This window comes from Aquibium sp. A9E412, from assembly GCF_030398335.1.
GTDB lineage: Bacteria > Pseudomonadota > Alphaproteobacteria > Rhizobiales > Rhizobiaceae > A9E412.
Window position 1 is genome coordinate 1 of the sequence record NZ_JAOAOP010000049.1, and the last position, 22,824, is coordinate 22,824.

The following is a 22,824-nucleotide window of genomic DNA, read 5'->3' on the forward strand; positions in this document are numbered from 1 at the left end:
GCCGAGGCCGCGCGCAGCTTCGCCGCGCATCATGCGGGTGAACGGCCGCTGCACGCTGAAGCCGGCCGCCGCCAGCGCTTCGGCGAAGCCGGTGCGGGCGTCGAACGCGTCGACGAAGACCGGCCCGTCGAGGCCGGCGAGCGCGGCGCGGAGCAGGCGGACCGCGGTCGCCTCGTCGGCCGCCGTCACCGGCCCGATCTGCATTGCCAGCCGGCCGCGCCGGCCGAGCAGGAAGCCGCCGCCCGAACGGTTGACCAGCGCCGGCCCGCGCGCCATCAGGTCGGCCAGCACGAAGCGCCGCTCGGCGCCGAACGCGGCCGCGTCGAGCGCGGCGATCGCGTCGAGATCGCCGGCGCCGGCCGGCCGCACGCCCGCGCCGGGCGCCTCGCGCGGGCCGGCGGCACGCTGCCAGCGACGGATCTCGCACAGGCCGACGAAGCCCATGCGGCGATAGACGGCCGCGCCGTCCGGCGTGGCGTCGAGCAGCGGCGTGATGCCGCGATCCTCGAGCCAGCGGGCGCTGTCCTCGACCAGCCGCGTGGCGAGCCCGCGCCGGCGCCAATCGGCCGTCACCAGCACCATGCTGATCCAGCCGACGCCGGCGCCCATCGGCAGGGCGAGTGCGGAGGCGACGGGCCGGCCGTCGCGGTCGCGGTAGCCGGTGCAGTGGCCGTGGCGCATCATCAGCGCCCAGTCCTCGGCCGTCTGGTTCCAGCCCGCCTCGGCCGACAGCGCCAGCGCCCCGGCGATGTCGCCGGGGCCGAGCCGGTCGAAGACGAGCCCGTCAGTACCGGCCATCGCGGCTCTCGAACTTGGTCGGCTTGTCGAGGCTCGGCATGCCGCGCGCCACCCAGTCGGCGACCCAGTCGAGCATGCGCACGATCGGCACCGACGGGTAGCCGAACAGGCCGAAGGCGCGGGCCGAGTTGTTGAGCCAGGCCGAATCGGCCGGTTCGCCGGAAAAGGCGACGGGCTTGCCGAGCCGCGCGGCGAGCTCCTCGGCGAGCCAGCGCACCGCGAAGGTCTCCGGCCCGCTGACGTTGAGCGGCGTGGTCGGGCTCGTCGCGCGGCCGAGCGCGCGCAGCGCGAAGCGGTTCACGTCGCCCTGCCAGATGACGTTGACATGGCCGGTGCTGAGGTCGACCGGCCGGTCCTCGTGGATGGCGCGGGCGATGTCGTGCAGCACGCCGTAGCGCAGGTCGATCGCGTAGTTGAGCCGGAACAGCCGGCCCGGCGTGCCGTGGAGGCCCGAGAAGTACTCGAACATGCGCTCGCGGCCGACGCAGGAGTTGGCGTATTCGCCCGGCGGATCGGGCAGCACGTCCTCGGTGGCGCCCATCTCGGTGACCGGCACGAAGGGATAGACGCAGCCGGTCGAGAAGGCGACGATGCGCGATGCGCGATAGGCCTCGGCCACCATGCCTGGCATGTAGGCGTTCATCGCCCAGGTCAGCGCCTGGTCGCCCGACGAGCCGAACTTGCGGCCGGCCATGAAGACGACGTTGCGCGCCGGCGGCAGGCTTTCCAGCGCGGCGCGGTCGAGCAGGTCGCAGCGCACCGTCTCCACGCCCCACTCCTCCAGCCGCTCGCGCACGCCCGGCTCGCCGAAGCGGGCGACGCCGAACACGCGCTTGTCGGGTGCGGCGCGCTTGGCCATGCGGGCCAGCGTCGGCCCCACCTTGCCGGCGACGCCGATCACCGCGATGTCGCCGTCGAGCGCGGCCAGGTCGCCGGCCACCTGCGCGTCGGGCCGCGACAGCAGCTCCTCGAGCGCGGCGACGTCCTCCACGCGGTCGGGCCAGGCGGCCTCGTCGGATGCGCCGTGCTGCGGCAGGCCTTGCTGATGGCTGTTCACGTCTCGGTCTCCAGATTCGGTCGCATGTCGGCCCACGGGGCGATCGTCTCGAAGACGCGCGCCGCCTGCAGAACGGTGAGGTCGTCGGCGAAGCGGCCGACGATCTGCAGGCCGACCGGCAGGCCGGCGGCGGTGAAGCCGCACGGCACGCTGGCCGCCGGCTGGCGCGTCAGGTTGAAGGGATAGGTGAAGGCGAGCCAGTCGTAGCGGCCGCGCCCCTGCGGTGCGTCGTCCTCGGCGGCGAAGGCCGGCACGGTCAGCGTCGGCGTGATCAGGAGGTCGTGGTCGCGGTGGAAGCGCGCCATGCCGGCGGCGAAGGCCGCCCGCTCCATCTCAGCGTCGATGTGGGCGAACAGCTCGGCGCCGCGCGCCGCCTCGATCTCGGCCACCAGGTAGGGGTCCATCGCCGCCAGCGCCTCGGCCCCGTGGTTGCGGAAGGCGTAGGCGGTCAGCCCGCGCTTGAGCCGGGCGAGCAGCCCGACGGGATCGTCGAACACCGTCTCGACGCGCGCGATGCGCGCGCCGCACGCCGCGAAGCGGTCGACCGCGGCCTCGACCAGGGCGGCGACCTCGGGGTCGACGTCGGCATGGCCGAGCGTCGGGCTGAAGGCGACGCGCCAGCGCGCCGGCGTGCCGTCCTCCAGCGCCGCCTCGTAGTCGCGCCCGTCGGCCGGCAGCGCGGCGCTGTCGCGGTCGTCCGGCCGGGCGATCACCGTCAGCATGCGGGCGGCGTCGGCGACGGTGCGGCTCATCGGGCCGAAGGCGGCGAGCGTGGCATAGGGCGTCGGCGGGAACATCGGCACCCGGCCGCCGCTCGGCTTGTGGCCGAACACGCCGCACAGGCTGGCCGGGATGCGGATCGAGCCGCCGGCATCGGTGCCCAGCGCCAGCGGCCCGAGGCCGGCGGCGACCGCCGCCCCGGCGCCGCCGCTCGAGCCGCCGGGGGTCTTCGTCGTGTCCCAGGGGTTGCGCGTCACGCCGGTCAGCGGGCTGATCGTCACCGGCCTCGCGGCGAACTCCGGCGTCGTCGTCTTGCCGAACAGCACCGCGCCGTCCTCGCGCAACCGCGCCACGGCCGGCCCGTCCGTCTCCCACGGCTGCGCGGGGTCGATGGTGCGCGAGCCGCGCAGCGTCGGCCAGCCGCGCGTCATGACGATGTCCTTGATCGACACCGGCACGCCGTCGAGCCGGCCGCGCGGCGCGCCCGCCTTCCAGCGCGCCTCCGAGGCGTGCGCCTGCTCGAGGGCCGCCTCGCGGTCGACCAGGCAGAACGCGTTGAGCCGCGGCTCCAGCCGGGCAACGCGCGCCAGCACCGCCTCGGTGGCCGTCACCGGCGACAGCGTGCCGGCGCCGTAGGCGTCGACCAGCGCCGTCGCCGACAGCAGCGCGGGATCGGCCGCCGCCTGCGCCCGCGCCGTCATGCCGGGCCGGCGTCCATGCGCGCGTCCTTGACGACGAAGACGTGCTCCAGCACCAGCACGAGCAGGAACAGGCCGATGCCGAGCAGGCTCAGCAGGATCACCGCCATGAACATCGCCGCGGTGTCGAGCGTCGACTGCACCTGGATCATCAGGTAGCCCAGCCCGCGGCTGGAGGCGACGAACTCGCCGACGATGGCGCCGGCCACGGCCAGGATGGCGCCGACCTTCATCGACGAGAAGATGTAGGGCAGCGCGCCGGGCAGCTGAATCTTGCGGAAGATCTGCCAGCGCGTGCCCTTGAGCGCGCGCACCAGGTCGATGAGGTCGGGCTCGACCTCGCGCAGGCCGCGCGCCGAGGTGATGAGGATCGGAAAGAACGACAGGATGAAGGCGAAGAAGATGTTGGTCGAGATGCCGTAGCCGAACCACACGATGAGCAGCGGGCCGAGCGCGATCTTCGGGATCATCGAGAAGGTCACGAACAGCGGGAACAAGAACATGTGCAGCGTGCGGAACCAGGAGAACAGCAGCGCCAGCGCCACGCCGACCAAGACCGCCAGCCCGTAGCCGACGCCGATCTCGATCGCGGTGACCAGCATGTTGGGCACCCACTGGTACTGCGGCTCGAACAGGGTGGCGAAGGTGGCCGAGGGCGACGGCAGGATGAACGGGCGCACCAGCCCGCTGGCGGCGACCGCGTACCACAGCGCCAGCACCGCCAGGTGCGAGACCGCGATGATGCCGTAGTGCGGCAGGCTGTCGGCGGCGGCCCGCCAGCCGCGCGCCGCGCTGCCCGGACCGGCCGGCGGCGCGCCCGCCGCCTCGACGCTCTGGCTCATCGCCGCCTCCCGTTATCAGCCAAACAGTTGGTTGATTTTGGCGCCGAACGGCCGACCTGTCAACCGCCGCCGCGGCGCCGCCGGCGCGCTGGCGCCGCGGCCGGTCGCGGCGCCGCCGTCACGCCGCGTCGGCGCGGATCGCGTGCATGACCAGGTCGACGACATGCGCCCGGCGCTCGGCGATCGCGGCGCGCTTGTCGAGCGGCCGGTCGAAGATCGCCGACAGCGTGTAGATGTTGTTGAAGTAGAAGAAGCCGAGCGCGGCGATCGAGATGTAGAGCTGCTGCGCCGCGATGCCGTCGCGGAAGGCGCCCTCCGCGTGGCCGCGCTCGAGGATCTCCTGGAGCACCGAGATCAGCGGCGTGTGCAGCGACGTCAGGTCGACGATCTCGCGCATGTGCCGGCCCTGGTGGATGTTCTCGTCGGTCAGAAGCGCGACGAAGTCGCGGTTCTTGGCCACGTAGTCGAACGAGAACTCGATGAACTTGCGCATTGCCTCGACCGGCGGCAGCGCAGCCAGGTCGAGCGCGCGCTCGCGCTCGCGGATCTCCGCATAGACGCTTTCCAGCACGTGCCGGTAGAGGTCGTCCTTATTGCCGAAATGGTGGTAGACGAGCTGCTTGTTGACGCCGGCGCGCCGCGCGATCTCGTCGACGCGCGCGCCCTCCAGCCCGCGCGTGGCGAACTCCTCGCGGGCGGCCGCCAGGAGTTGCGCGCGGCTCGCGCCGCGGGCGCGCTTGCGTTTCGGCTTGTCCGGCTCCGGCGCCGCGGCTGCTCGCATCTCGGTCCTGCTTTCAACCAAACAGTTGGATATTTTGTTGACGGGCCTTCGGCCGCTTTGTAGCCTGCATAAGCAGACGGACGCGCGATGTCGAGGACCGGCGGCGCCGGCGTCGGGAACCGCCCCGAGCCCGCCGGGCCCGCAGCGCCGGCGCCGATCGCAACAAGCAAAGGGGAATGTGTCATGAAACGCATGCCGATCGCACCGCTCGCCGGCGCGCTGCTCGCCGCCTCGGCGCTCACCGCCACGGCCGCCGAGGACGTCGACCTGATCCTCAACTGGACGCCGGGCGCCGACCACGCGCCGATCTTCTACGCGCTCGAGCAGGGCTGGTACGAGGAGGCCGGCATCGACCTGACGGTCGAGAGCGGCAAGGGCTCCGGGCTGTCCTCGCAGACCGTCGGCGCCGGGGCCAGCGACATCGGCATCGCCGAGCTCGGCACCGCCTTCGTCGCCAAGTCGAAGGGCGCGGAGCTGACCGCGGTGATGACGATCTACGCCAACGCCCCGTTCGTGCTGTACTGGAAGAAGTCGAACGGCATCGCCGGGCCGCAGGACTTCGCCGGCCGCACCGTCGGCAACCCGCCCGGCGACGCGGCGCGCGTGATGTGGCCGGCCTTCGCCGAGGCGGTCGGGCTCGAGAAGGACTCCGTCGAGTTCGTCAACGTCTCGCCGGCGGCCAAGGTGCCGACGCTCGCCGCCGACCGCGTCGACGTCATCAGCGACTTCTACAACGGCCACGACGTCAAGCTGAAGGAGTTCGGCGACGATCTCGGCTTCCTGCGCTGGAGCGAGCACGGCATCAACCCGTATGGCAACTCCTTCATCGTCAATGACGGCTTCCTGGCCGAGAACCCGCGGCTGGTGGCCGATTTCGTCGCCGTCACGCAGCGCGCCTACGCGGCCTGCGTGGAGGACGAGGCGCCGTGCATCGACGCCCTGATGACGAACGCCAGCGGCCTCGACCGCCAGGCGATGGTCGACCAGTGGGGCCGCGTCAAGGAGCTGATGGCCGACGACACGACCACCAGCGTCGCGCTCGGCGCCTTCGACGCCGCGCGCATGCAGGAGACCTACGATCTCGTCGACACCTATTTCGAGATCGAGACGCCGTTCGATCCCGCGCAGGCCTACACCAACGAGCATCTCGACGAGAGCATCAAGATGACGGCGCCGCAGGGCGGCTGAGGCCGCCCCAGCCGCACGACGCGGCCGACGCGCAGGCACGGCCCGTCTGCATCTCGGGGCATCGCGCGGCGCCCGGGGGCGCGCCGCGCCGGACGGGTCGGACGGGCGGGCGGAGGTCGCCACCTCCCCCGCCCGTTCCCGTTTCGCGGGGTGCGCCGATGGCAATGCGGATGCGGCAGCCCCGTCAGAGCGTGTCGACGAACCAGCGCGTGGCGAGCGCCGCCGCCCGCTCGACTTTCGACCTGTCCGAGTAAAGCGTCATGTGGCTCGTGTGCGGCAGCACCTCGAGCGTCTTCTTCGGCGTCGGGATGCGATTGAAGGCGTCGATCTCCAGATCCCACAGGGTCAGGTCGTCGCCCTCCGCGACGATCATCAGCGTCGGCGTGTCGTAGATGCGCTTCACAAAGGGGCCGACGTCGTAGTTGAGCAGCAGGTCGACCGATTCCACCGTGCTGCGGTTCTCGTAGAGCGGCGCCTCGCTCTCCTTGATCTTCATGAAGGTCTCGACCGTCTCGGGGAACGGCCAAGCCGAGACCTCGCGGCTCGAATCGGCGGTCGCGTGCGGCAGGCAGAGCCGCTCGCCCGGCTTTTCGTAGCGCAGCTTGCGGTCCTCGAGGATCAGGTCCCACAGCGCGCGGTACTCCATCGTGCCATGCGCGCGGCGCATGTTCTCGTAGCCGTCGACCACGGGGATCTGGCTGACGATCGAGCGGACGCGCGGATCGATCGCCGCCAGGATCAGCGCGTGGCCGCCGGAATAGGAGATGCCCCACACGCCGAGCCGCTGCGGATCGACCGCCTCGTGCCGCTCCAGGAAGCTGAGCGCGTTCTGGTAGTCGCGGATCTGTGCCCACGGGTCGAGGTGCTGCCGGTCGTCGCCGTCGGACACGCCGAGATTGCGGTAGTCGAAGATCATCGCGTTGATGCCGGCCTCGGCGAAGGCCCGCGCGTAAACCGGCATGACGATCTCGCGCACGTAGCACCAGCCGCCGGCCAGCACCACCGTCGGCCGCCGGCCCGGCGCGTCGGCGCGGTAGAGCCAGGCGCGGCAGGTGGTGCCTTCGGATAGGAATTCGACGTCGATACGCTCGCTCACGGCTTGCTCCTCCTGTCTGTTCGGGTGCCGCGCCGCGCCACGGCGGTATCGCGACGCGCCGCTTGCCGCCCCCTTCCGGCTCCGCCGGCTAGAGCGTTTCCAGGCGAGGTGGAAACCGGTTCGCCGCCCGGAAACACGTCAAAACAATAAGTTGGAGCCGATCTGCGATTCCGTGAAAATCAGAACGGCTTCTAGTCGCCCGTGAACTTCGGCGCGCGCTTCTCGCGGAAGGCGGCGACCGCCTCGCGGTGGTCCTGCGACAGGTTCGACAGCGATTCGTAGGCGATGCTCGGATCCATCACCGCGTGCGCGACCTGCTTCAGCGCCAGGTTCGACACCACCTTGGTCCAGCGGATCGCCTTGCGCGCGCCCGAAGCCAAACGCTCCGCGAGCGCGGCGACCTCCGCATCGAGCCGCTCGGGCGCGACCGCGCGGTTGATCAGCCCCATGCGCGCGGCCTCCGGCGCGGGTATCAGATCGCCGGTCAGAAGGTACTCCTTGGCGCGCAGAAGGCCGATCAGCTGCGGCCACAGCACTGCGCCGCCGTCGCCGGCCACCAGTCCGACGGCGACGTGCGGGTCGCCGATCTTGGCCCGCTCGTCGGCGATCACCACGTCGCAGCCGAGCGCCACGGTGGCGCCCAGGCCGATGGCGTGGCCGTTCATGCGACAGATCAATGGCTTCTCGAGGTCGAGCTGCGAGAAGACGATGCGCTTGGCCTCGTAAGCGGTCGTCTCGAACAGCGCCGGCGCGTCGATGGCGTCCTGCATCCAGCCGATGTCGCCGCCGGCGCAGAACGCCCGTCCGGCCCCCGTCAGCACCACCACGTCGGACTGGGGATCGTCGTTCAGATCGACGAACACGCGCGACAGCTCGCTGTGCAGCCTGGCGTTCACCGCATTGAGCGTGTCGGGCAGGTTGAGCGTGGCGGTTATGATGCGGCCCTGGCGATTAAAGGCGATCGTCTCGTAGCGTTCGGTCCAGCTCATTCACCTCTCCCTGGCGCGCCCGCGGATGCCGCGTCAGCGTTGCTCGATGCGACAGACCGGCGCGCCCACCTCGAGCTCGCTGCCCGCCTCGGCCATGATCGTCAGAAGCACCCCGTCGCACGGCGCCTCGACCTCGCTCAGCACCTTCTCGGTCTCCACCGAGTAGAGGATATCGCCCTGGCTGAAGGCCTCGCCCTCCGCCTTGTGCCACTCGGTCAGCACGGCCTCCTCCATGTTCATCGACAGCTTGGGAAGCTTGAGCACGGCCTTCATGTCGTCGTCTCTTTGCTGCGCCGCACCGCCGCCGCGATGTCGGCGGGACCGGGGATCATCGCCTTCTCCAGCGGCGGCGCGTAGGCGATGGCCAGGTTACGGGTGGTGACGGGAATGATCGGCGCCCGCAGCGTGGCGAAGCCCTTTTCGGCCACCAGCGCGGCGATCGGCCCGGCCAGGCTGCCGGCGCGCCGCGCCTCGTCGACCACGATCAGCCGGCCGGTCTTGCCAACCGAGCGCAGGATCAGCGTCTCGTCGAGCGGAAAGGCTGTGCGCGGATCGACGACCTCGACCTCGATGCCGTCCTCCTGGGCCAGCGTCTCGGCCGCACGCAGCGCCGGCCGCAACATCGCGCCGACGGCAACGACCGTGACGTCGCCGCCCTCGCGCGCCACCCGCCCCTTGCCGAGTGGCACCGTGTGGTCGCCGTCCGGCACCTCACCCATCTCGCCGCCACGGCTGGTCGGCTGCAGGAAGAACACCGGATCGTCGGCACGGATCGACGTCTTGAGCAGCCCCTTGGCATCGCCGGCCGTGGCCGGCGTGGCAACATAAATGCCGCCGAGCCCGGCCACCGCGGTGTGCGGGTAGTCGGAATGCTGGCCGGCATTGGAGCGCCCGCCGCCGCCAGCGGCGATGAAGGTGACCGGCAGCCGGATCTGGCCGTTGGTCATCAGCCGCAGCCGCGCCGCCTGGTTGGCGATCGCGTCGAACGCGGTGTAGACGAAGTTGGCGTACATCAGGTGACACACGACGCGGTAGCCCGCCGCCGCGGCGCCCACCGCCATGCCGCCGATCAGCGCCTCGGAGATCGGCGTGTCGCGCACCCGGCGCGGCCCGAAGCGCGCCAGCAGGCCGCGCGTGTCGCCGAAGATCGACGCGCCGACGTCCTCGCCGATCAGGATGACGCGCTCGTCGCGCTCCATCTCCTCGGCGAGCGCGTCGTTGATCGCATGGATCATCCGCTTGCGCGTCATGCCGCCCCCAGGAGGTGCCTGTCGAGTTCGGCCGGCTCCGGATAGGGATCCTCCGCCGCGCTGTCGGCCGCCGCCTCGACCGCCGCTTCGATCTCGCCGGCGAGCGCCTCGACCGCCGCGGCGTCGAGCGTGCCGCGCTCGACGAGCGTTGCCGCGAAGCGCGCCACCGGATCGCGTCCGCGCCAACGCTCGATCTCCTCGTCGGCGCGGTACTGCGTCTTCAGGAAGGCGTGCTCGCCCTCGACATGGCCGTGGATACGGTAGGTGGCGGCCTCGATCAGCGTCGCGCCGGCGCCGCCGCGGGCACGCTCCAGCGCCTCGGCGGTGGCTTCGGCGACCGCCTCCACGTCATTGCCGTCGACCTGCCGGCCCGGCACACCGAACGGCTCGGCCCGGCCGGCGATCGAGCCGGCGATCACCCCGCTGCTCGGCGAGAACTCGGAGAAGCCGTTGTTCTCGCACACCAGAAGCAGCGGCAGCTTCCACAGCGCCGCCAGGTTGAGCGCCTCGCTGAGCACCCCCTGGGCGGCCGCGCCGTCGCCGAAGAAACACACGCCGACCCGCTGCGCACCGTCGAGCTGCGCGGCGAGCGCAGCACCCGAGGCGAGCGCGATGCCGCCGCCGACGATGCCGTTGGCGCCGAGGATGCCCTTCGAGACGTCGGCCACGTGCATCGAGCCGCCGAAGCCGCCGCAGATGCCGGTGCTGCGGCCGTAGACCTCCGCGAACATCGCCCTGGGGTCGCCGCCCTTGGCCAGGAAGTGGCCGTGGCCGCGATGCGTGCTGGTGATCCAGTCGCGCGCGTCGAGCTGCGCACACACGCCCACCGCCACCGCCTCCTGGCCGATGTACAGATGCACCGGACCGGGCAGCGCGCCGGCCTTGAAGTCTCGGGCGAGCCGCTCTTCGGCCTTGCGGATGGTGAGCATGCCGCGCAACAGGTCGATCGACCGCGCCGCCGGATCGTTGGGTATCATGGATCGGTCCGTTCGAAGGAGTGCCGGGCGCGCCGCCGCGCGCCCGGCCTGTCAGCTCAGATCCGTGCCAGCGTGTCCTTGAGCCAGTCCGCCTGCACCTTGGCGATCTTCGCCAGATGCTCGGTGTTGGTGTAGAGGCTCATGTGGTCGACGCCGCGAACCACGGCGAGCTCCTTGTCGACGCAGGCGATCGCGTTGAAGATCTCGATCTCCAGATCGGCCGAGGTGATGTTGTCGGCCTTGGCGAGCGCCACCATGACCGGCGTCTCGATGATCCGCTCGGCATAGGGCTTGACCACGTAGCGCATCAGCAGCTCCACCGATTCCACGGTGTTCCAGTGCTCGTGCAGCGGCGCCTCGTTCTGCTTGATGCCCATGAAGCCGGCATGGACGTGCGGGAACGGCCAGGCGCTCATCTCCTTGGACGGATCGGACTTGGGCGACATCGCCATCGTGTCACCGGCCTCACCGCGGTAGCGCTTGCGGCGATCGTCCATCACCAGCTTGTTCAGCTCGGCGAAGCGGCGCTCGCCGTGGCAGCGGCGCATGGTCTGGAAGCCGTCGACCACCGGCACGGTGGAGATGGCGAAGGCCGCGCGCGGATCGATCGAAGCCAGGATGATCGAGTGACCGCCGGAATACGAGATGCCCCAGTAGCCGGAGCGCGCGATGTCGATGCCATCGAGCGTCTCGGCGAAGGAGAAGGCGTTCTGGTAGTCCTCGATCTGCATCCACGGGTCGAGGTGCTGGCGCCGCTCGCCGGCGCTCTCGCCGAAGTTGCGGTAGTCGAAGTAAAGCGTGGCGCAGCCGATGTCGTTGAAGAACCGGGCGTAGTGCGGCATCACCACTTCCTTGGTGTAGCACCAGCCTCCCGCCATCACGACCAGCGGCACGTCGCCCGACGCGTTCTGCGGACGCGTCAATACGCCTTTCAGCGTCTCGCCCTGGCTCTTGAACTCCACCTTCTCCATGCGAACCTCCCTCGACAAGCTGGCTGGATGATGGGCGAGCCGTGGTACCATGTCAATAGAATTTTGAACCAATATTCGGGTCGCGGAGACAGGCGGGCAGCGCCACGCCCGAACGGCGCCGGAGCCGGGCTGGCGGGCGAAATCCGCAAGGGGGAAAGGCAGGACATGGCGCCGCACCGCGCGACACCGGCCGGCGGCGCCCGCGCCTGGCCGCCCGCCCCGACCGCGCCGCCGGCGGAAGGCGTGCTCAGGTCGGCGGGGCGGCCGGCTGCGTCTCGGTCCGGACGGTGCGCCCTGCGGGCGGATCGACGGCGAGACCGCCCTCCAGGAACGCCCGATAGGTGGCGAAGACATGCGGCGGCAAGGTGCGCCGCTCGGCCGTGTGCGGCAGGTAGCGGGCCGCGATGTAGTGGCGCGCGGCCATGAAGATGTGCGCCAGCACGACCAGCTCGTGCTCCTCGAACTGGGCGAGCTCGCCGTTCTGCCGCGCGCGCCGCAGCGTGCGCACGTAGGAATCGGTCAGGTCGAGAAAGTGCCGCCGGTAGGTGTCGGTGGCGTAGACGGCGGCCGCCGATTCGATGCGGATGTACCAGGGGTGGTCGCGCAGATAGTCGAAGAAGCCGACGAAGCCGGCATATTCGCGGTCGACGAAGCGCCGCCTCTCGCCGATGAAGCCGCGCACATGGGCCAGCATCTTGACGCGAATGTAGGCGAGCAGTTCGTCGAAGATCTCCTGCTGGCTGTCGAAATGGCTGTAGAACGTGCCGACGGCGAGGTTCGCCTCCTCGACGATCGCCTTGATGGTGGCGCCGTCGAAGCCGACTCGCCAGACGACCCGCGCGGCCGCCTCCAAGAGCGCCTCGCGCGTCGTCGCCACCGCCTCCTCGGGCGGCCGCGCCGGTGCCGCCGGCGGCGGCTCGGACAGCGTCTGGCCGAGGCCTGAGCGGATGAAGCGGATGTAGGTGTCCGCGATCCATTCGGGAAACAGGCCGTCCCGCCCGACCTTGCCAAACGGACGCACCTGCGCACCAATACTCATGTGGCCGTAGGAGCCGGCCAGCACCTCCGCCACCACGCGCAGCTCCGCCTCCGACTGCGGCCTGAGCTCACCCACCGCCTGGCCGCGCATCAGCGCCTTCAGATAGCGCGCCTCCACCCGCTCCATGTGGTCGGCATAGCTGGTCGGCGCCGCGCTTTCGGCGTCGGTCAGCACGCGCGGGAAGTAGCGATGCCGCCTGACGTAGCGCGAATAGGCGAGGAACGACGAGCGCTCGGTCTCGAAGAAGCTCTCGCCGCGCACCGTGTGCCGGTCGAGGAAACGGAAGAAGTTGCGCCCCTCCGCCTCCAGCAGGGTGTCGAGAAACACCTGATGGTTGTCGAAGTAGGAGTACAGCGTGCCCTGGGCGAGGCCGGCCGCCGCCGTCACCCGCGACACCGAAGCGTTGGCGTAGCCGCTGCGCGAGACGATGGTGAGCCCGGCGCTGATGAGTGCCTCGCGCCGCTCGCGCTGCAGGTCAGCGCGTGACTTTTTCTTCTTTGCCGTTCTCATCGAATGCCTTGCCAGCCGGCGCGAACTCTTGCGCGCGTTCTCTAAGCAGGTCTTTGCGCACCTTTCCGGCCGCCGTATAGGGCAGCGCGGAGACGATCTCCAATCTTTCAGGGAATTTTTGGCGCGCCAACCCGGATTTCTCGAGGAAGCCGACGAGTTCGGGCAGATCGAGCGCGGCGCCCGGGTGCAGCACGACGAAGGCGCAGGCCGTCTCGCCGAGCCGCGCATGCCGCATCGCGACCACGGCCGCGTCGCGCACGGCCGGCATCTTGTAGATCTCGTCCTCGATCTCCTTGGGCCCCAGATTCTCGCCGCCGCGGATGATGAGGTCCTTCTTGCGCCCGGTGATGACCAGGCAGCCCTCGGGCGTCATGCGCGCGAGATCACCGGTGTGGAAGTAGCCTTCGGCGTCGAACGCGGCGGCGTTGTGGGCGGGATCGGAATAGCCGAGGCAGACCTCCGGGCCGCGGGTGACGATCTCGCCCTCCGCGCCTTTCGGCGCGTCGTTGCCGTCGAGGTCGAGCAGCCGAACCTCGTGCCCGACCACGAAGCCCTCGGTGGTGGCGGCGAGCCGCGCCTGCGCACGGTCGGGCACGCCGAGCGTGACCGTCGGCGCCTCGGTGCTGCCGTACAGCCGGAAGGCGGCGCAGTTCTCGAAGGCCGCGTTGGCGCGCTCGACGATCTCCGGCGGCACCGGCGCGCCGCCGCTGGCAAAGTAGCGCAGGCTCGGCAGCCGGCGGCCGCTGCGCGCGGCATAGGCGGCGAGTTCCTGCAGGAACGGCGTGGCGCCGATGGTGAAGGTGACGCCGTGCTCGTCGATCAGGTCGGCCGCGCGCGCGGTGTCCCAGGCCTCCATCAGCACCACCTTGCAGCCGACCGTCACCGGAAGCTGGATGCCGTAGAGATAGCCGGTGATGTGGCTGAGCGGCGAGGGCATCAGCACGACGTCGCGCGCGCCGAGATCGAGATGGCGGATGAAGTTGCGGATCTCCGCGCCGATCGTGTTGTGGCTGTGCAGGACGCCCTTGGCGCGCCCCGTGGTGCCGGAGGTGTACATCAAAAGCTTGACGTCGTCGGCGCGGCCGTGACCGGCCGCCGGCGCGCCGTCCGGCGCCGGCAGCACCAGCGCCTCGAAGCGGCGGTCGACGGCGCCGGAGGCGCGCGCCACCACCGTCTCGAAGCGCGCGGCGCCGGCCTGCGCGAGGCGCCCGGCCATCGCCACGTAGTCGTAGCCGCGGAACGTCTCGGGCACGATGAAGACGCGGCTGCCGGCATCGGCCAGGATGTGGCCGACCTCGGCCTCGCGGTAGATCGGCACGATCGGGTTGCACACGAAGCCGCCGTACGAGCAGGCGAGGTCGATGAGCACGGCCTCGTGCCAGTTTGGGAGCTGGAAGCTGACCACGTCGCCGCGGCCAAGCCCGAACTCCGCCAGACCGGCCGCCAGGCCGAGCGCGCGGCGGCGCAGCGCCGCCACCGTGTGTGTCGCGCCGCCGTCGACGACCAGCGTCATGTCGGGCGCGCGCGCATGGAGGGTCTCGAGCCTGTCGGCGACGGTCAGGCCCTCCCAGATACCGTCCGTCTTCCACGCCTCGGCCGGCAGGGCCGCCAGGCGCGCCTTCCACTCGCCGGTTGCAGACATCACTCCTCCCTCCGCTTCGCCGCCGCGCGCCGGATGCCGCCGCGATCCGAATATTGATTCAGAATTTTATTGACGGGAAGTGTTTTTGTCGACAGGCTTCCGGCCATTGCTGGGACGGATGGCGGGGATTGTCCCGCGCCCTTCCGCGCGGGTCAAACGCTGCGGCCGCCGCGCCGCGCCGCATGGGTGGACATGGTGAGACTGGAGCTTCCCTCGCACATCGATCAGCTGCGAAGCAGCCTGCGCAGGTTCGTCGACGAGCATATGCCGCGTGAGGCGGCGGCGCGCTGGGACCGCGACAATCACTTTCCGCGCGACGTCTTCGCGAAGCTCGCCGCGCTCGGCGTGACGGGCACCACGGTGCCGGAGGAGCACGGCGGCAGCGGCCGCGACATCCTCGCCACGCTGGTCACCATCGAGGAGCTGTCGCGGCGCAGCCTCGCCGTCTCGGTGCCCTACATCATGGCCGCCTGCTATGCCGGGATGAACCTGGTCGAATGCGGCTCGCAGCGGCAGAAAGCCGAGCTCCTGCCGCTGGTCGCCGCCGGCAAGCTGCTGTTCGCCTATGGCTGGACGGAAGCCGATACCGGTGCCGACCTGGCCAGCGTGAAGACGCGCGCCACAGTCGCCGACGATCGTCTGGTCGTCAACGGCGCCAAGCGCTTCTGCTCGGGCTCGGAGATCTGCGACTACATCTACACGCTGGTGCGCACCGGTGATCCCGCGCGGCGCTACGAGAACCTGTCGATCGTGCTGATCGACCCGCGGTTGCCCGGCGTCGAGATCACGCCGATCGATTCGATGGGGATGAAGGGCGCGCGCACCACCGACGTCAGCTTCACCGACGTCGAGGTGCCGCTCGACATGGTCGTCGGCGAGGCCGAGGGGATCGACCGCGGCTGGGGCATGATCACCGCGGCCGGTCTCGACGTGGAGAAGCTGGAGGTCGCCGCCATCGCGCTCGGCATCGCCGAGGCGGCTTGCGACGACGCCTGGGACTACAGCCAGCGGCGCGTCCAGTTCGGCCGCACGATCAGCGCCTTCCAGTCGCTGCGCCACCAGCTCGCCGAGATGCGCACCCAGCTTCATGCCGCGCGCCTGGTCACCTACCACGCCGCCATGCTGTCCGACGCCAACGTGCCGAGCCGCGTCGAGACCTCGATGACCAAGCTGTTCGTCACCGAGACGGCCAAGAAGGTGGTGCTCGAGGCCCAGAGCATTCTCGGCGCCTATGGCTACGTCAAGGATTTCGACGTGGAACGCTACGTCCGCGACGTGCTGCTGATGCCGATCATCGGCGGCTCGTCCGCCATCCAGCGCAACAACATCGCGAACTGGCTCGGCCTCGCGCGCTGAGCCGGCCGCCCGGAGGAACGCCGACATGACCGAACCGCCAAAGTCCTTCGACGTCGTCATCCGCTGCAGCGGCAAGGCCGTCGGCAAGATGCGCAACGAGGCGAGGGTCGACATCGTCGAACCCTTCGTGGAAAGCCACGAGATGGCCTCCGACGAAGGCCCCTTTCACGGCGGCGACGGCACCGCGCCACCGCCGCTCACCCATTTCGTCGGCGGCTTCGTCACCTGCCTGATGACGCAGATCCGCGCTTTCGCCAAGCGCTTCCGCATCACCCTCGACGCGCTCGAGGTCGAGGCCGAGTTCCAGTGGAAAGGCCTCACCGTGCCCGGCCGCCCCTACAAGGCCGAACCGGTCGGCATTCGCCTCGACATCGCCATCGCCAGCGCCGCCGACGAGGCCGCCCTGGTCGAGCTTGTGCAGGCAGCGCGCGAGGGCTGCTTCGTCGAGGCGATCATCTCCGAGCGCATCGCCGTGAGCCATCGTCTCAAGACGCAGACCGGCTGGGTCGAATGCTGAGCCGGCCGCGGCGGCGGGCCGCGGTCCACGGCCATGCCAAGGCAGGGAGGAGCCGATGTCGAGACTGGAGCCGATCGCCACGACGCAAACGGACGACGAAGCGCGCGCGCTGATCACCGAGGCCGAGGAGAAGGGCGCGCCGGATCCGCGCATCATGCGCATCCTGGTGCGCAGCCGGACCGGCCGCGTGTGGGCGCGCTACTGGAACGCGCTGCTCCACGAGGGGGCGCTGCCGCACCGCCTCAAGGAGCTTTGCCGCATCCGCATGTCGGTGGCGCACCGCTGCGGCTACTGCTCGACGGTGCGCTCGAGCCGGGCGCGCGCGGAGGGGTTGACGGAGGAGCTGCTCTGGCAGGCCTTCGACCACGAGACGGCCGACGGCCTGAGCGAGCAGGAAAAGACCGCGCTGTGGTACGCCGACCTGTTCAAGTCCGGCGAGGGCGCGATCGACGACGACGCGGTGTTCGCGCGGCTGCGCAGCGTCTTCAGCGACGAGGAGATCATCGAGCTCGGCCTGTTCTGCGCCGAGGTCGAGGGGGTCGGCCGCTTCGCGCGCTCGCTGCAGGTCATCAGCTGGGACGAGGCCTGCGCCATCGACCCCCGGCTCGCCGCCGGCGCGCCGGAGACCGGTGGGTGAGGCCGCAGCGGCCCCGCGCGGCCGGCCGCGCCGCGGCGAATGCCGGCAACGCAAAGCACGCGGCGTGGATGACATCTAGAATATTGGTTCAATATTCGCTACACTGTTCCGGCTTGGTCGAACCGGCCCTGCCGGGGCGACGCCAGCGGCGATCGCAGGCGCGACGACCGGCACCGTGCGCCCGCAATGCACAACGCACAAATGGGAGGTTCCATTGAAGACACTGACCAGCATCCTTGCAACCGGTGCGCTCGTCGCCACGAGCGCGCTGGCCACGACCTTGGCTCATGCACAGGAGACGATCAACGTCACCGTCGTCTCCGGCTACCCGCCCACCGCGTCCTGGGTTCGCGTCTTCGAGGAGTTCTTCATTCCCGAGGTCGACCAAAGACTGGCCGAGGCCAACGACTACCAGATCAACTGGAACAAGGGCTTCTCCGGCACGATCGTGAAGCCGCGCGGCGAGCTCGAGGCGGTGAGCACCGGCATCGGCGACATGGGCATCGTGGTGCCGCCGTTCCACGTCGACAAGCTGCCGCTGTTCAACGTCTCCTTCGTCACGCCGTTCTCGACCGGTGACCTGCACCTGGTGACGGAGACGGTCTCCGAGCTCGCCAAGGAGATCCCCGAGATGGCGCAGGAGTTCGAGGCGCTCAACCAAGTCTATCTCGGCAGCTCCGGCACGGTCGACAACTACCAGGCCGTCTGCAAGGCGCCGATGGAGGCGGTGGCCGACTTCGAGGGTGTTAAGGTCGTCGGCGCTGGCACCAACCTGCGCTACTTCCAGGGCGTCGGCGCCGTCGGCATCAGCAGCAATCTGGCCGACTACTACAACCAGCTCCAGACCGGCGTGGCCGAGTGTGCCTCGGTGTGGGCGGAATCGGCCGCCGGCTTCAAGCTCTACGAGGTGGCGCCGTACTTCATCAAGGCCGACCAGGGCGCCACGACCTCCTTCGCCATCACCGCGAACAAGCAGTTCTGGGAAGGCCTGCCCGAGCCGGTGCAGCAGGTGCTGCGCGAGACCTCCGAGGCCTATGGCCAGAAGCTAGCCGACTACGTGGTCAACGCCAGCCAGACCGCACTCGAGACCTTCGCGGAGAACGGCGGCACGATCATCGAGTACACCCAGGAGCAGCGCGAGGAATGGGCGCAGGCCCTGCCCAACATCGCCCAGGAATGGGTCGAGCAGACCGAGGCGCAGGGCAAGCCCGCCGGCAAGGTGCTCGAGGCCTACATGAACGCCCTTCGTGAGGCCGGCGAGCCGGTGTCGCGCGACTGGGACCGCGAATAAGCGACGATGGCCGGCACGGGCTCGCCAGACCCTGACGGTCCAGGGGCGCGCCGGCGGCGCGCCTCCTGGCCCGGCCGGCTGCTCGGCCGGGCCGCCGCGCTGCTCAACGCGATCGGCTCGGTCGGCATCTTCCTGCTGATGTGCCTGATCTGCCTCGACGTGGCGGGACGCTACTTCTTCGCCGCGCCGATCATGGGCGTGACCGAGATCGCCGAGATCTCGATCGTCGCCATCGTCTTCTTCCAGCTCGCCGACACTTTGGCACGCGACCGCGTCGCACGCGCCGACATCGTCGTCAACGTGCTGCGCGACCGGCGGCCGCGGCTCGCCGGACTGGTCGACGCCTTCGCCGCGCTTTGCGGCGTGGCGCTCATGCTGCTCATCGACTACGGCACGATTCCCAACATGATCAACGACTACCGCAACGGCTACTACGTCGGCACGGTAGGCCTGTTCACCTTCCCCTCCTGGCCGATCAAGGCGGCGATCGCGCTCGGCGCCACGCTGGCCGCCGTCCAGCTCCTGGCCATGGCAGTGCAGGCGCTCGGCTCGGCAATGCGGCCCGACAGCGAGCCCCGGACATGACGCCGATCGAGATCGGGATCGCCTCCGTCAGCGTCATGCTGGTGCTGATCTACCTCGGCATCCACGTTCCCTTCGTGCTGGCGCTCACCTCCTTCGTCGGCGTCTGGCTGATCCGCGACAACTTCCAGATCGCCGTCTACATGCTGTCCCAGGCCGCCGCGCAGAGCATTTCGGACTACGTCTTCGCCGTGATCCCGCTGTTCGTGTTGATGGGCATGCTGGTCAGCGCCGCGGATCTCGGGCGCGACAGCTACACCGTCGCCAATCGCCTGCTGCGGAAGCTGCCCGGCGGCCTCGGCATCGCCACCGTGGCGGCCAACACGATCTTCGCCTCGATCACCGGCGTGACCATCGCCTCCGCGGCGGTGTTCTCGCGCATCGCGGTGCCGGAGATGCTGCGCTTCGGCTACGACCGCCGCTTCGCCGTCGGCGCGGTGGCCGGCAGTTCGGTGCTCGGCATGCTGATCCCGCCGAGCATCCTGCTGATCGTCTATGCCATCGTCGCCGAGCAGTCGGTCGGCGACATGTTCCTGGCCGGCATCGGGCCCGGCCTGCTGCTCGCCTTCCTGTTCTCCCTCGGCATCTACCTGACCGCCGTCCTCAATCCGAAACTGATGCGCGACGCCGCCGCCGCAGCCGCCGCGCCGGACGACGAGCCCGACCTGACGCTGCGCGAGTTCGCCGAGAAGATGGGCCCGACCCTGGTGCTCGTCGTCGCCGTGCTCGGTGGCATCTATGGAGGCGTCTTCACGCCCACGGAGGCCGGCGCGGTCGGCGCCGCGCTGGCGCTCGCGGCGGCGCTGCTGCGCCGCCGGCTGACCTGGCGCATCCTGTGGAACATCCTCGTCGAGACCGGCTACATCAGCTCCTCGATCCTGTTCATCGTCATCTCGGCGACGATGTACTCACGCATGCTCGGCATCTCCGGCCTGCCGACGCAGATCAGCACGCTGGTCTCCGGCCTCGACGCCAGCTATCTGGTGGTGCTGCTGATCTTCGTCGGCATCGCCCTGGTGCTCGGCACGATCATCGATTCGGTCTCGATCCTGCTGATCACCGTACCGCTGTTCATCCCGCTGCTGCAGCCCTACGACGTCAGCCTGGTGTGGTTCGGCGTGGTCGCCATCATGGCGATCGAGATCGGCCTTCTGACGCCGCCATTCGGCATGTCGTGCTACGTCGTGCGCAGCACGCTGACCGACCACGCGGTGACGCTGGAGGACGTCTTCCTCGGCGCCGCGCCCTTTGCGCTGATCATGCTGCTCGTCGTCGGCCTGCTGATCGCCTTCCCGCAGATCGTGCTGGTCTTCGTGTAGGCGTAGCGCGACGCTCGACCCCGCACCGCGGCCTGGGAGCACCGCCGAACCGGGACCGTCCGCGGACAGCGGGCCGGACGGGCGGGCGGAGGTCGCCACCTCCCCCGCCCGTTCCCGTTTCGCGGGGTGCGACCGGCTACAGAACCAGGGCGGCCGCGTCCGGCCCCTCGCGCAGCATCGCGCGCACGGTCTCCAGCCCGCGCCGCACGCGCGCCTCGTCCGCCTCGTGGCTGAGGCACAGCCGCACCGCGGCCGGCCGCGCCGCGGCATCGACGGCGAAGGCGGTGCCGGCGACCAGCCGCACGCCGCGCCGATCCGCCTCGGCCGCGAAACCCTCGGCCGACCAGCCCTGCGGCAGGCCGAGCCACAGATGCAGGCCGTGCGGATCGGCGCGCCGCTCGGCCCCCTCCAGCAGCCGCCCGGCGAGCGCCTGGCGCCGCGCGGCATGGCGGCGCTGCGCCTCGGTCAGCCGTTCGGCGGTGCCGTCGGCGATCCAGCGCGCGACGATCTCGACCATCAGCGGCGGCGTCATCCAGCTCGTCAGGCCGACGGCGTGGCGCAGCGCGCCGGCCTGCCCGGCGGGCGCCCGCACAAAGCCGACGCGCAGGCCCGGCGCCAGGCATTTCGAGGTGCTCGTCACGTAGAAGCAGCGCTCCGGCGCCAGCGTGGCGAGCGGCGCCGGCCGGTCGGGCTTGAGCGGACCGAACACGTCGTCCTCGATCAGCGTCACGCCGTAGCGGGCGGCGATCGCGGCGATCCGCGCGCGCCGCGCCGGCCCCATGGTCGCCGTCGTCGGCGTGTGCAGCGTCGGCGCGACATAGAGTGCTGCGGCGCGGTGGCCGCGGCAGACCGCCTCGAGCGCGTCCGGGCACAGCCCCTCGTCGTCGATTTCCACCGGCTTGAGCCGCAGCGCCAGCCGCGCCGCCATCGCCCGCACCGGCGCATAGCACAGCGCCTCGGTCAGGAGCAGGTCGCCCGGCTGCGTCGCCGCCATCAGGGCGCACAGGATGCCGTGCTGGGCACCGGTGGTGGCGACCACCGCATCGCCGCCGGCCGACACCCCGGCGCGCCCCAGCCAGGCGACGGCAGCCTCTGCGTGGTGGCGGATATCGGCCGCGCTCTGGCTGTCGGTCAGCGCGGCGAGGCCGGCGCCGGCGCCGAGCGCGCGCAGCGTGTCGGCCAGGGCGGTCTCGGCCAGGCCGACGCAGGGCAGGTTGCGCGCCAGGTCGACGGGGCCGTCGTCGGGCCGGCGCAGATCGCCGGCCGACCCGCCCGCCGCCCGCCGGCCGGGCCCGCGCACGAAGCTGCCGCGCCCCACCTCGCCGCGGATCAACGCCCGCGCCACCGCCTCGGCATAGGCCCGGCTCGCAGTGTGCGGCGAGACGCCGAGCGCGTGCGCCAGCGCACGGTGCGGCGGCAAGCGGGTGCCCGCCGGCAGCGCGCCGCTCGCCACGTCGTCGGCCAGCGCCTCGACGATCTGCAGGTATTTCGGCCCGTGCCGGCCGGCCAGTCGGGGATGCCAGATTGCCATCAGTGCAATGATTTCATTGAGCCGATCAATCGTCAATGCAATAAACGAGAAACAGTGCAATTTGCTCGGAAAGCCACCATGAGCCCGCCCCGCATGGCCACCGGCGTCGCCCAGGCCCTCGTCTGCCTCGCCATCCTCGGCGTCATGCCGGTGATCGCCAACAGCCGGCCCGCCGACTTCGGCGCGCTCGGCTTCGCCTTCGCGCTGTCGCTCTGGCAGGTGCTCTTCGCGCTGCCGCTGTTCGTGCACGGCCTGCGCGCGGGCGACCGTGGCGTGTTCGGCGCCCGGCTGTCGGCGCGCGGCCGGCGCCGGACGCTTGCCGTGGCGCTGGTGACCGGCGCGATGTTCGGCCTGTCGACCTATCTCTACGTGCTCGGCGTCGAGAAGGCGGGCGCGGTGAGCGCGGCGATCGCCATCCAGGCCTATCCGCTGTTCGCCATCCTGTGGGAGACGCTGTTCCTCAAGCGCCGCAAGACGCCGCTCGAGCTCGCCCTGACGGCCGTCCTCATCGGCGCGCTCTACTTCCTGGGCACCGGCGGCACCGGGCGCATCGCCGGCCTGTCGCCGTGGTTCCTGCTCGTGCTCGGCGTGCCGCTCCTGTGGAGCATCGCCCATGTCGTCATCAAGCAGGAGCTCGACCGCACGCCGGTGACGCCGGCGCAGGTGACCTTCTTCCGCGTGCTGATCTCCGCCGTCTTTCTCGGCCTCGTGGTCGCCCTGCGCGAGCCGGCCGCCCTGGCCGCGCCCTGGCTGCGCAGCGATTTCCTGCTGTTCGGCGCCGCCATGGGGCTGGCCTATTATCTCGAGCTCATCGTCTGGTTCCACGCCGTGCGCCACATCGACGTCTCGCTGGCGAGCTCGATCACCACGCCGTGGCCGGCGGTGACCATGGCGCTGGCCGCCCTCGTCCTCGGCGAACGGGTGGAGGCGCACCAGCTCGTCGCCTTCCTGGCCGTCGCCGCCAGCATCTACGGCCTCATCGTCGCCGGCCTGCGCAAGCAGCACGCCGCGCCGGCCGCCTAGCTGCCCCGGC

The 22,824-nt window shown here is 70.6% G+C and carries 22 protein-coding genes; 8 read left to right on the plus strand and 14 right to left on the minus strand.

Annotated features, from left to right (window positions below):
• From N1F89_RS15330 to N1F89_RS15350, 5 genes are all read right to left on the minus strand, one after another.
• A partial coding sequence (locus tag N1F89_RS15330; protein ID WP_290085078.1) for a GNAT family N-acetyltransferase occupies nucleotides 1–798 on the minus strand: 798 nt, incomplete at its 3' end.
• On the minus strand, nucleotides 785–1,855 hold the full coding sequence (locus N1F89_RS15335) for an NAD(P)-dependent oxidoreductase (protein WP_290085079.1): 1,071 nt from the start codon (nucleotides 1,853–1,855) through the stop codon (nucleotides 785–787). The genes N1F89_RS15335 and N1F89_RS15330, both read right to left, overlap by 14 nt.
• Nucleotides 1,852–3,276, minus strand: coding sequence for an amidase (locus N1F89_RS15340; RefSeq protein WP_290085080.1), 1,425 nt, complete (start codon nucleotides 3,274–3,276; stop codon nucleotides 1,852–1,854). Before N1F89_RS15340 ends, N1F89_RS15335 begins: the two co-directional genes overlap by 4 nt.
• Nucleotides 3,273–4,115: an ABC transporter permease gene (locus tag N1F89_RS15345; protein WP_290085081.1), complete on the minus strand. Its 843-nt coding sequence runs from the start codon at nucleotides 4,113–4,115 to the stop codon at nucleotides 3,273–3,275. Before N1F89_RS15345 ends, N1F89_RS15340 begins: the two co-directional genes overlap by 4 nt.
• A 118-nt stretch (nucleotides 4,116–4,233) precedes the next feature.
• A complete protein-coding gene (locus tag N1F89_RS15350; RefSeq protein ID WP_290085082.1) occupies nucleotides 4,234–4,896 on the minus strand; it encodes a TetR/AcrR family transcriptional regulator in 663 nt (220 codons plus the stop codon).
• A gap of 183 nt (nucleotides 4,897–5,079) precedes the next feature.
• Between N1F89_RS15350 and N1F89_RS15355 the strand changes: the two genes are divergently transcribed.
• The gene (locus tag N1F89_RS15355) at nucleotides 5,080–6,084 is read left to right on the plus strand and encodes an ABC transporter substrate-binding protein (protein WP_290085083.1); all 1,005 of its coding nucleotides are present in this window, start codon (nucleotides 5,080–5,082) and stop codon (nucleotides 6,082–6,084) included.
• Nucleotides 6,085–6,268: 184 nt separating this feature from the next.
• Here N1F89_RS15355 and N1F89_RS15360 read toward each other — a convergent pair whose 3' ends face one another.
• The 8 genes from N1F89_RS15360 to N1F89_RS15395 all read right to left on the minus strand — a co-directional run bounded on the left by N1F89_RS15360 (nucleotide 6,269) and on the right by N1F89_RS15395 (nucleotide 14,558).
• Nucleotides 6,269–7,180: an alpha/beta fold hydrolase gene (locus tag N1F89_RS15360; RefSeq protein ID WP_290085085.1), complete on the minus strand. Its 912-nt coding sequence runs from the start codon at nucleotides 7,178–7,180 to the stop codon at nucleotides 6,269–6,271.
• Between the two features lie 191 nt (nucleotides 7,181–7,371).
• A complete protein-coding gene (locus N1F89_RS15365; RefSeq protein ID WP_290085087.1) occupies nucleotides 7,372–8,169 on the minus strand; it encodes an enoyl-CoA hydratase-related protein in 798 nt (265 codons plus the stop codon).
• A 33-nt stretch (nucleotides 8,170–8,202) separates the two neighbouring features.
• A complete protein-coding gene (locus N1F89_RS15370; RefSeq protein ID WP_290085089.1) occupies nucleotides 8,203–8,442 on the minus strand; it encodes a lipoyl domain-containing protein in 240 nt (79 codons plus the stop codon).
• Nucleotides 8,439–9,419, minus strand: coding sequence for a transketolase C-terminal domain-containing protein (locus N1F89_RS15375; protein ID WP_290085090.1), 981 nt, complete (start codon nucleotides 9,417–9,419; stop codon nucleotides 8,439–8,441). Before N1F89_RS15375 ends, N1F89_RS15370 begins: the two co-directional genes overlap by 4 nt.
• Complete coding sequence (locus N1F89_RS15380) at nucleotides 9,416–10,396, minus strand: thiamine pyrophosphate-dependent dehydrogenase E1 component subunit alpha (protein ID WP_290085092.1); 981 nt, start codon at nucleotides 10,394–10,396, stop codon at nucleotides 9,416–9,418. The genes N1F89_RS15375 and N1F89_RS15380 overlap by 4 nt, the downstream gene beginning before the upstream one ends.
• Nucleotides 10,397–10,452: 56 nt before the next feature.
• Complete coding sequence (locus tag N1F89_RS15385; protein WP_290085094.1) at nucleotides 10,453–11,367, minus strand: CocE/NonD family hydrolase; 915 nt, start codon at nucleotides 11,365–11,367, stop codon at nucleotides 10,453–10,455.
• A gap of 247 nt (nucleotides 11,368–11,614) precedes the next feature.
• Nucleotides 11,615–12,916, minus strand: a complete 1,302-nt coding sequence (locus N1F89_RS15390; protein WP_290085096.1) for a TetR/AcrR family transcriptional regulator — start codon at nucleotides 12,914–12,916, stop codon at nucleotides 11,615–11,617.
• Nucleotides 12,882–14,558: an AMP-binding protein gene (locus N1F89_RS15395; RefSeq protein ID WP_290085098.1), complete on the minus strand. Its 1,677-nt coding sequence runs from the start codon at nucleotides 14,556–14,558 to the stop codon at nucleotides 12,882–12,884. Before N1F89_RS15395 ends, N1F89_RS15390 begins: the two co-directional genes overlap by 35 nt.
• 195 nt (nucleotides 14,559–14,753) lie before the next feature.
• Here N1F89_RS15395 and N1F89_RS15400 point away from each other — a divergent pair, with 195 nt between their 5' ends.
• From N1F89_RS15400 to N1F89_RS15425, 6 genes are all read left to right on the plus strand, one after another.
• Nucleotides 14,754–15,914 carry an acyl-CoA dehydrogenase family protein gene (locus N1F89_RS15400; protein ID WP_290085099.1) on the plus strand — a complete coding sequence of 387 codons (1,161 nt, stop codon included), beginning with the start codon at nucleotides 14,754–14,756 and terminating at the stop codon, nucleotides 15,912–15,914.
• Nucleotides 15,915–15,939: 25 nt separating this feature from the next.
• Entirely contained in the window at nucleotides 15,940–16,431 is a 492-nt protein-coding gene (locus N1F89_RS15405) for an OsmC family protein (protein WP_290085100.1), read from the plus strand.
• A 55-nt stretch (nucleotides 16,432–16,486) separates the two neighbouring features.
• On the plus strand, nucleotides 16,487–17,068 hold the full coding sequence (locus N1F89_RS15410) for a carboxymuconolactone decarboxylase family protein (protein WP_290085102.1): 582 nt from the start codon (nucleotides 16,487–16,489) through the stop codon (nucleotides 17,066–17,068).
• A gap of 214 nt (nucleotides 17,069–17,282) precedes the next feature.
• Nucleotides 17,283–18,359, plus strand: coding sequence for a C4-dicarboxylate TRAP transporter substrate-binding protein (locus tag N1F89_RS15415; protein ID WP_290085104.1), 1,077 nt, complete (start codon nucleotides 17,283–17,285; stop codon nucleotides 18,357–18,359).
• Nucleotides 18,360–18,365: 6 nt separating this feature from the next.
• Nucleotides 18,366–18,944 carry a TRAP transporter small permease gene (locus tag N1F89_RS15420; protein WP_290085106.1) on the plus strand — a complete coding sequence of 193 codons (579 nt, stop codon included), beginning with the start codon at nucleotides 18,366–18,368 and terminating at the stop codon, nucleotides 18,942–18,944.
• Nucleotides 18,941–20,260 (plus strand): TRAP transporter large permease, encoded by a 1,320-nt coding sequence (locus N1F89_RS15425; protein ID WP_290085108.1) that lies wholly within the window; start codon nucleotides 18,941–18,943, stop codon nucleotides 20,258–20,260. The genes N1F89_RS15420 and N1F89_RS15425 overlap by 4 nt, the downstream gene beginning before the upstream one ends.
• Before the next feature lie 136 nt (nucleotides 20,261–20,396).
• Here the strand turns inward: N1F89_RS15425 and N1F89_RS15430 are convergent, their stop codons facing one another.
• The gene (locus N1F89_RS15430; protein ID WP_290085109.1) at nucleotides 20,397–21,791 is read right to left on the minus strand and encodes a PLP-dependent aminotransferase family protein; all 1,395 of its coding nucleotides are present in this window, start codon (nucleotides 21,789–21,791) and stop codon (nucleotides 20,397–20,399) included.
• Nucleotides 21,792–21,869: 78 nt separating this feature from the next.
• Between N1F89_RS15430 and N1F89_RS15435 the strand changes: the two genes are divergently transcribed.
• Nucleotides 21,870–22,814 carry a DMT family transporter gene (locus N1F89_RS15435; protein ID WP_290085110.1) on the plus strand — a complete coding sequence of 315 codons (945 nt, stop codon included), beginning with the start codon at nucleotides 21,870–21,872 and terminating at the stop codon, nucleotides 22,812–22,814.
• Nucleotides 22,815–22,824 lie beyond the last annotated feature (10 nt).

Excerpts from the sequence above, each read along its gene's own strand:
- N1F89_RS15340 (WP_290085080.1), bottom strand. The coding sequence starts at position 3,276 with ATGACGGCGCGGGCGCAGGCGGCGGCCGATCCCGCGCTGCTGTCGGCG.
- N1F89_RS15345 (WP_290085081.1), bottom strand. The coding sequence starts at position 4,115 with ATGAGCCAGAGCGTCGAGGCGGCGGGCGCGCCGCCGGCCGGTCCGGGC.
- N1F89_RS15420 (WP_290085106.1), top strand. The coding sequence starts at position 18,366 with ATGGCCGGCACGGGCTCGCCAGACCCTGACGGTCCAGGGGCGCGCCGG.
- N1F89_RS15405 (WP_290085100.1), top strand. The coding sequence starts at position 15,940 with ATGACCGAACCGCCAAAGTCCTTCGACGTCGTCATCCGCTGCAGCGGC.
- N1F89_RS15350 (WP_290085082.1), bottom strand. The coding sequence starts at position 4,896 with ATGCGAGCAGCCGCGGCGCCGGAGCCGGACAAGCCGAAACGCAAGCGC.
- N1F89_RS15425 (WP_290085108.1), top strand. The coding sequence starts at position 18,941 with ATGACGCCGATCGAGATCGGGATCGCCTCCGTCAGCGTCATGCTGGTG.
- N1F89_RS15395 (WP_290085098.1), bottom strand. The coding sequence starts at position 14,558 with ATGTCTGCAACCGGCGAGTGGAAGGCGCGCCTGGCGGCCCTGCCGGCC.
- N1F89_RS15410 (WP_290085102.1), top strand. The coding sequence starts at position 16,487 with ATGTCGAGACTGGAGCCGATCGCCACGACGCAAACGGACGACGAAGCG.
- N1F89_RS15370 (WP_290085089.1), bottom strand. The coding sequence starts at position 8,442 with ATGAAGGCCGTGCTCAAGCTTCCCAAGCTGTCGATGAACATGGAGGAG.
- N1F89_RS15375 (WP_290085090.1), bottom strand. The coding sequence starts at position 9,419 with ATGACGCGCAAGCGGATGATCCATGCGATCAACGACGCGCTCGCCGAG.
- N1F89_RS15355 (WP_290085083.1), top strand. The coding sequence starts at position 5,080 with ATGAAACGCATGCCGATCGCACCGCTCGCCGGCGCGCTGCTCGCCGCC.
- N1F89_RS15430 (WP_290085109.1), bottom strand. The coding sequence starts at position 21,791 with ATGGCAATCTGGCATCCCCGACTGGCCGGCCGGCACGGGCCGAAATAC.
- N1F89_RS15435 (WP_290085110.1), top strand. The coding sequence starts at position 21,870 with ATGAGCCCGCCCCGCATGGCCACCGGCGTCGCCCAGGCCCTCGTCTGC.
- N1F89_RS15385 (WP_290085094.1), bottom strand. The coding sequence starts at position 11,367 with ATGGAGAAGGTGGAGTTCAAGAGCCAGGGCGAGACGCTGAAAGGCGTA.
- N1F89_RS15365 (WP_290085087.1), bottom strand. The coding sequence starts at position 8,169 with ATGAGCTGGACCGAACGCTACGAGACGATCGCCTTTAATCGCCAGGGC.
- N1F89_RS15390 (WP_290085096.1), bottom strand. The coding sequence starts at position 12,916 with ATGAGAACGGCAAAGAAGAAAAAGTCACGCGCTGACCTGCAGCGCGAG.
- N1F89_RS15380 (WP_290085092.1), bottom strand. The coding sequence starts at position 10,396 with ATGATACCCAACGATCCGGCGGCGCGGTCGATCGACCTGTTGCGCGGC.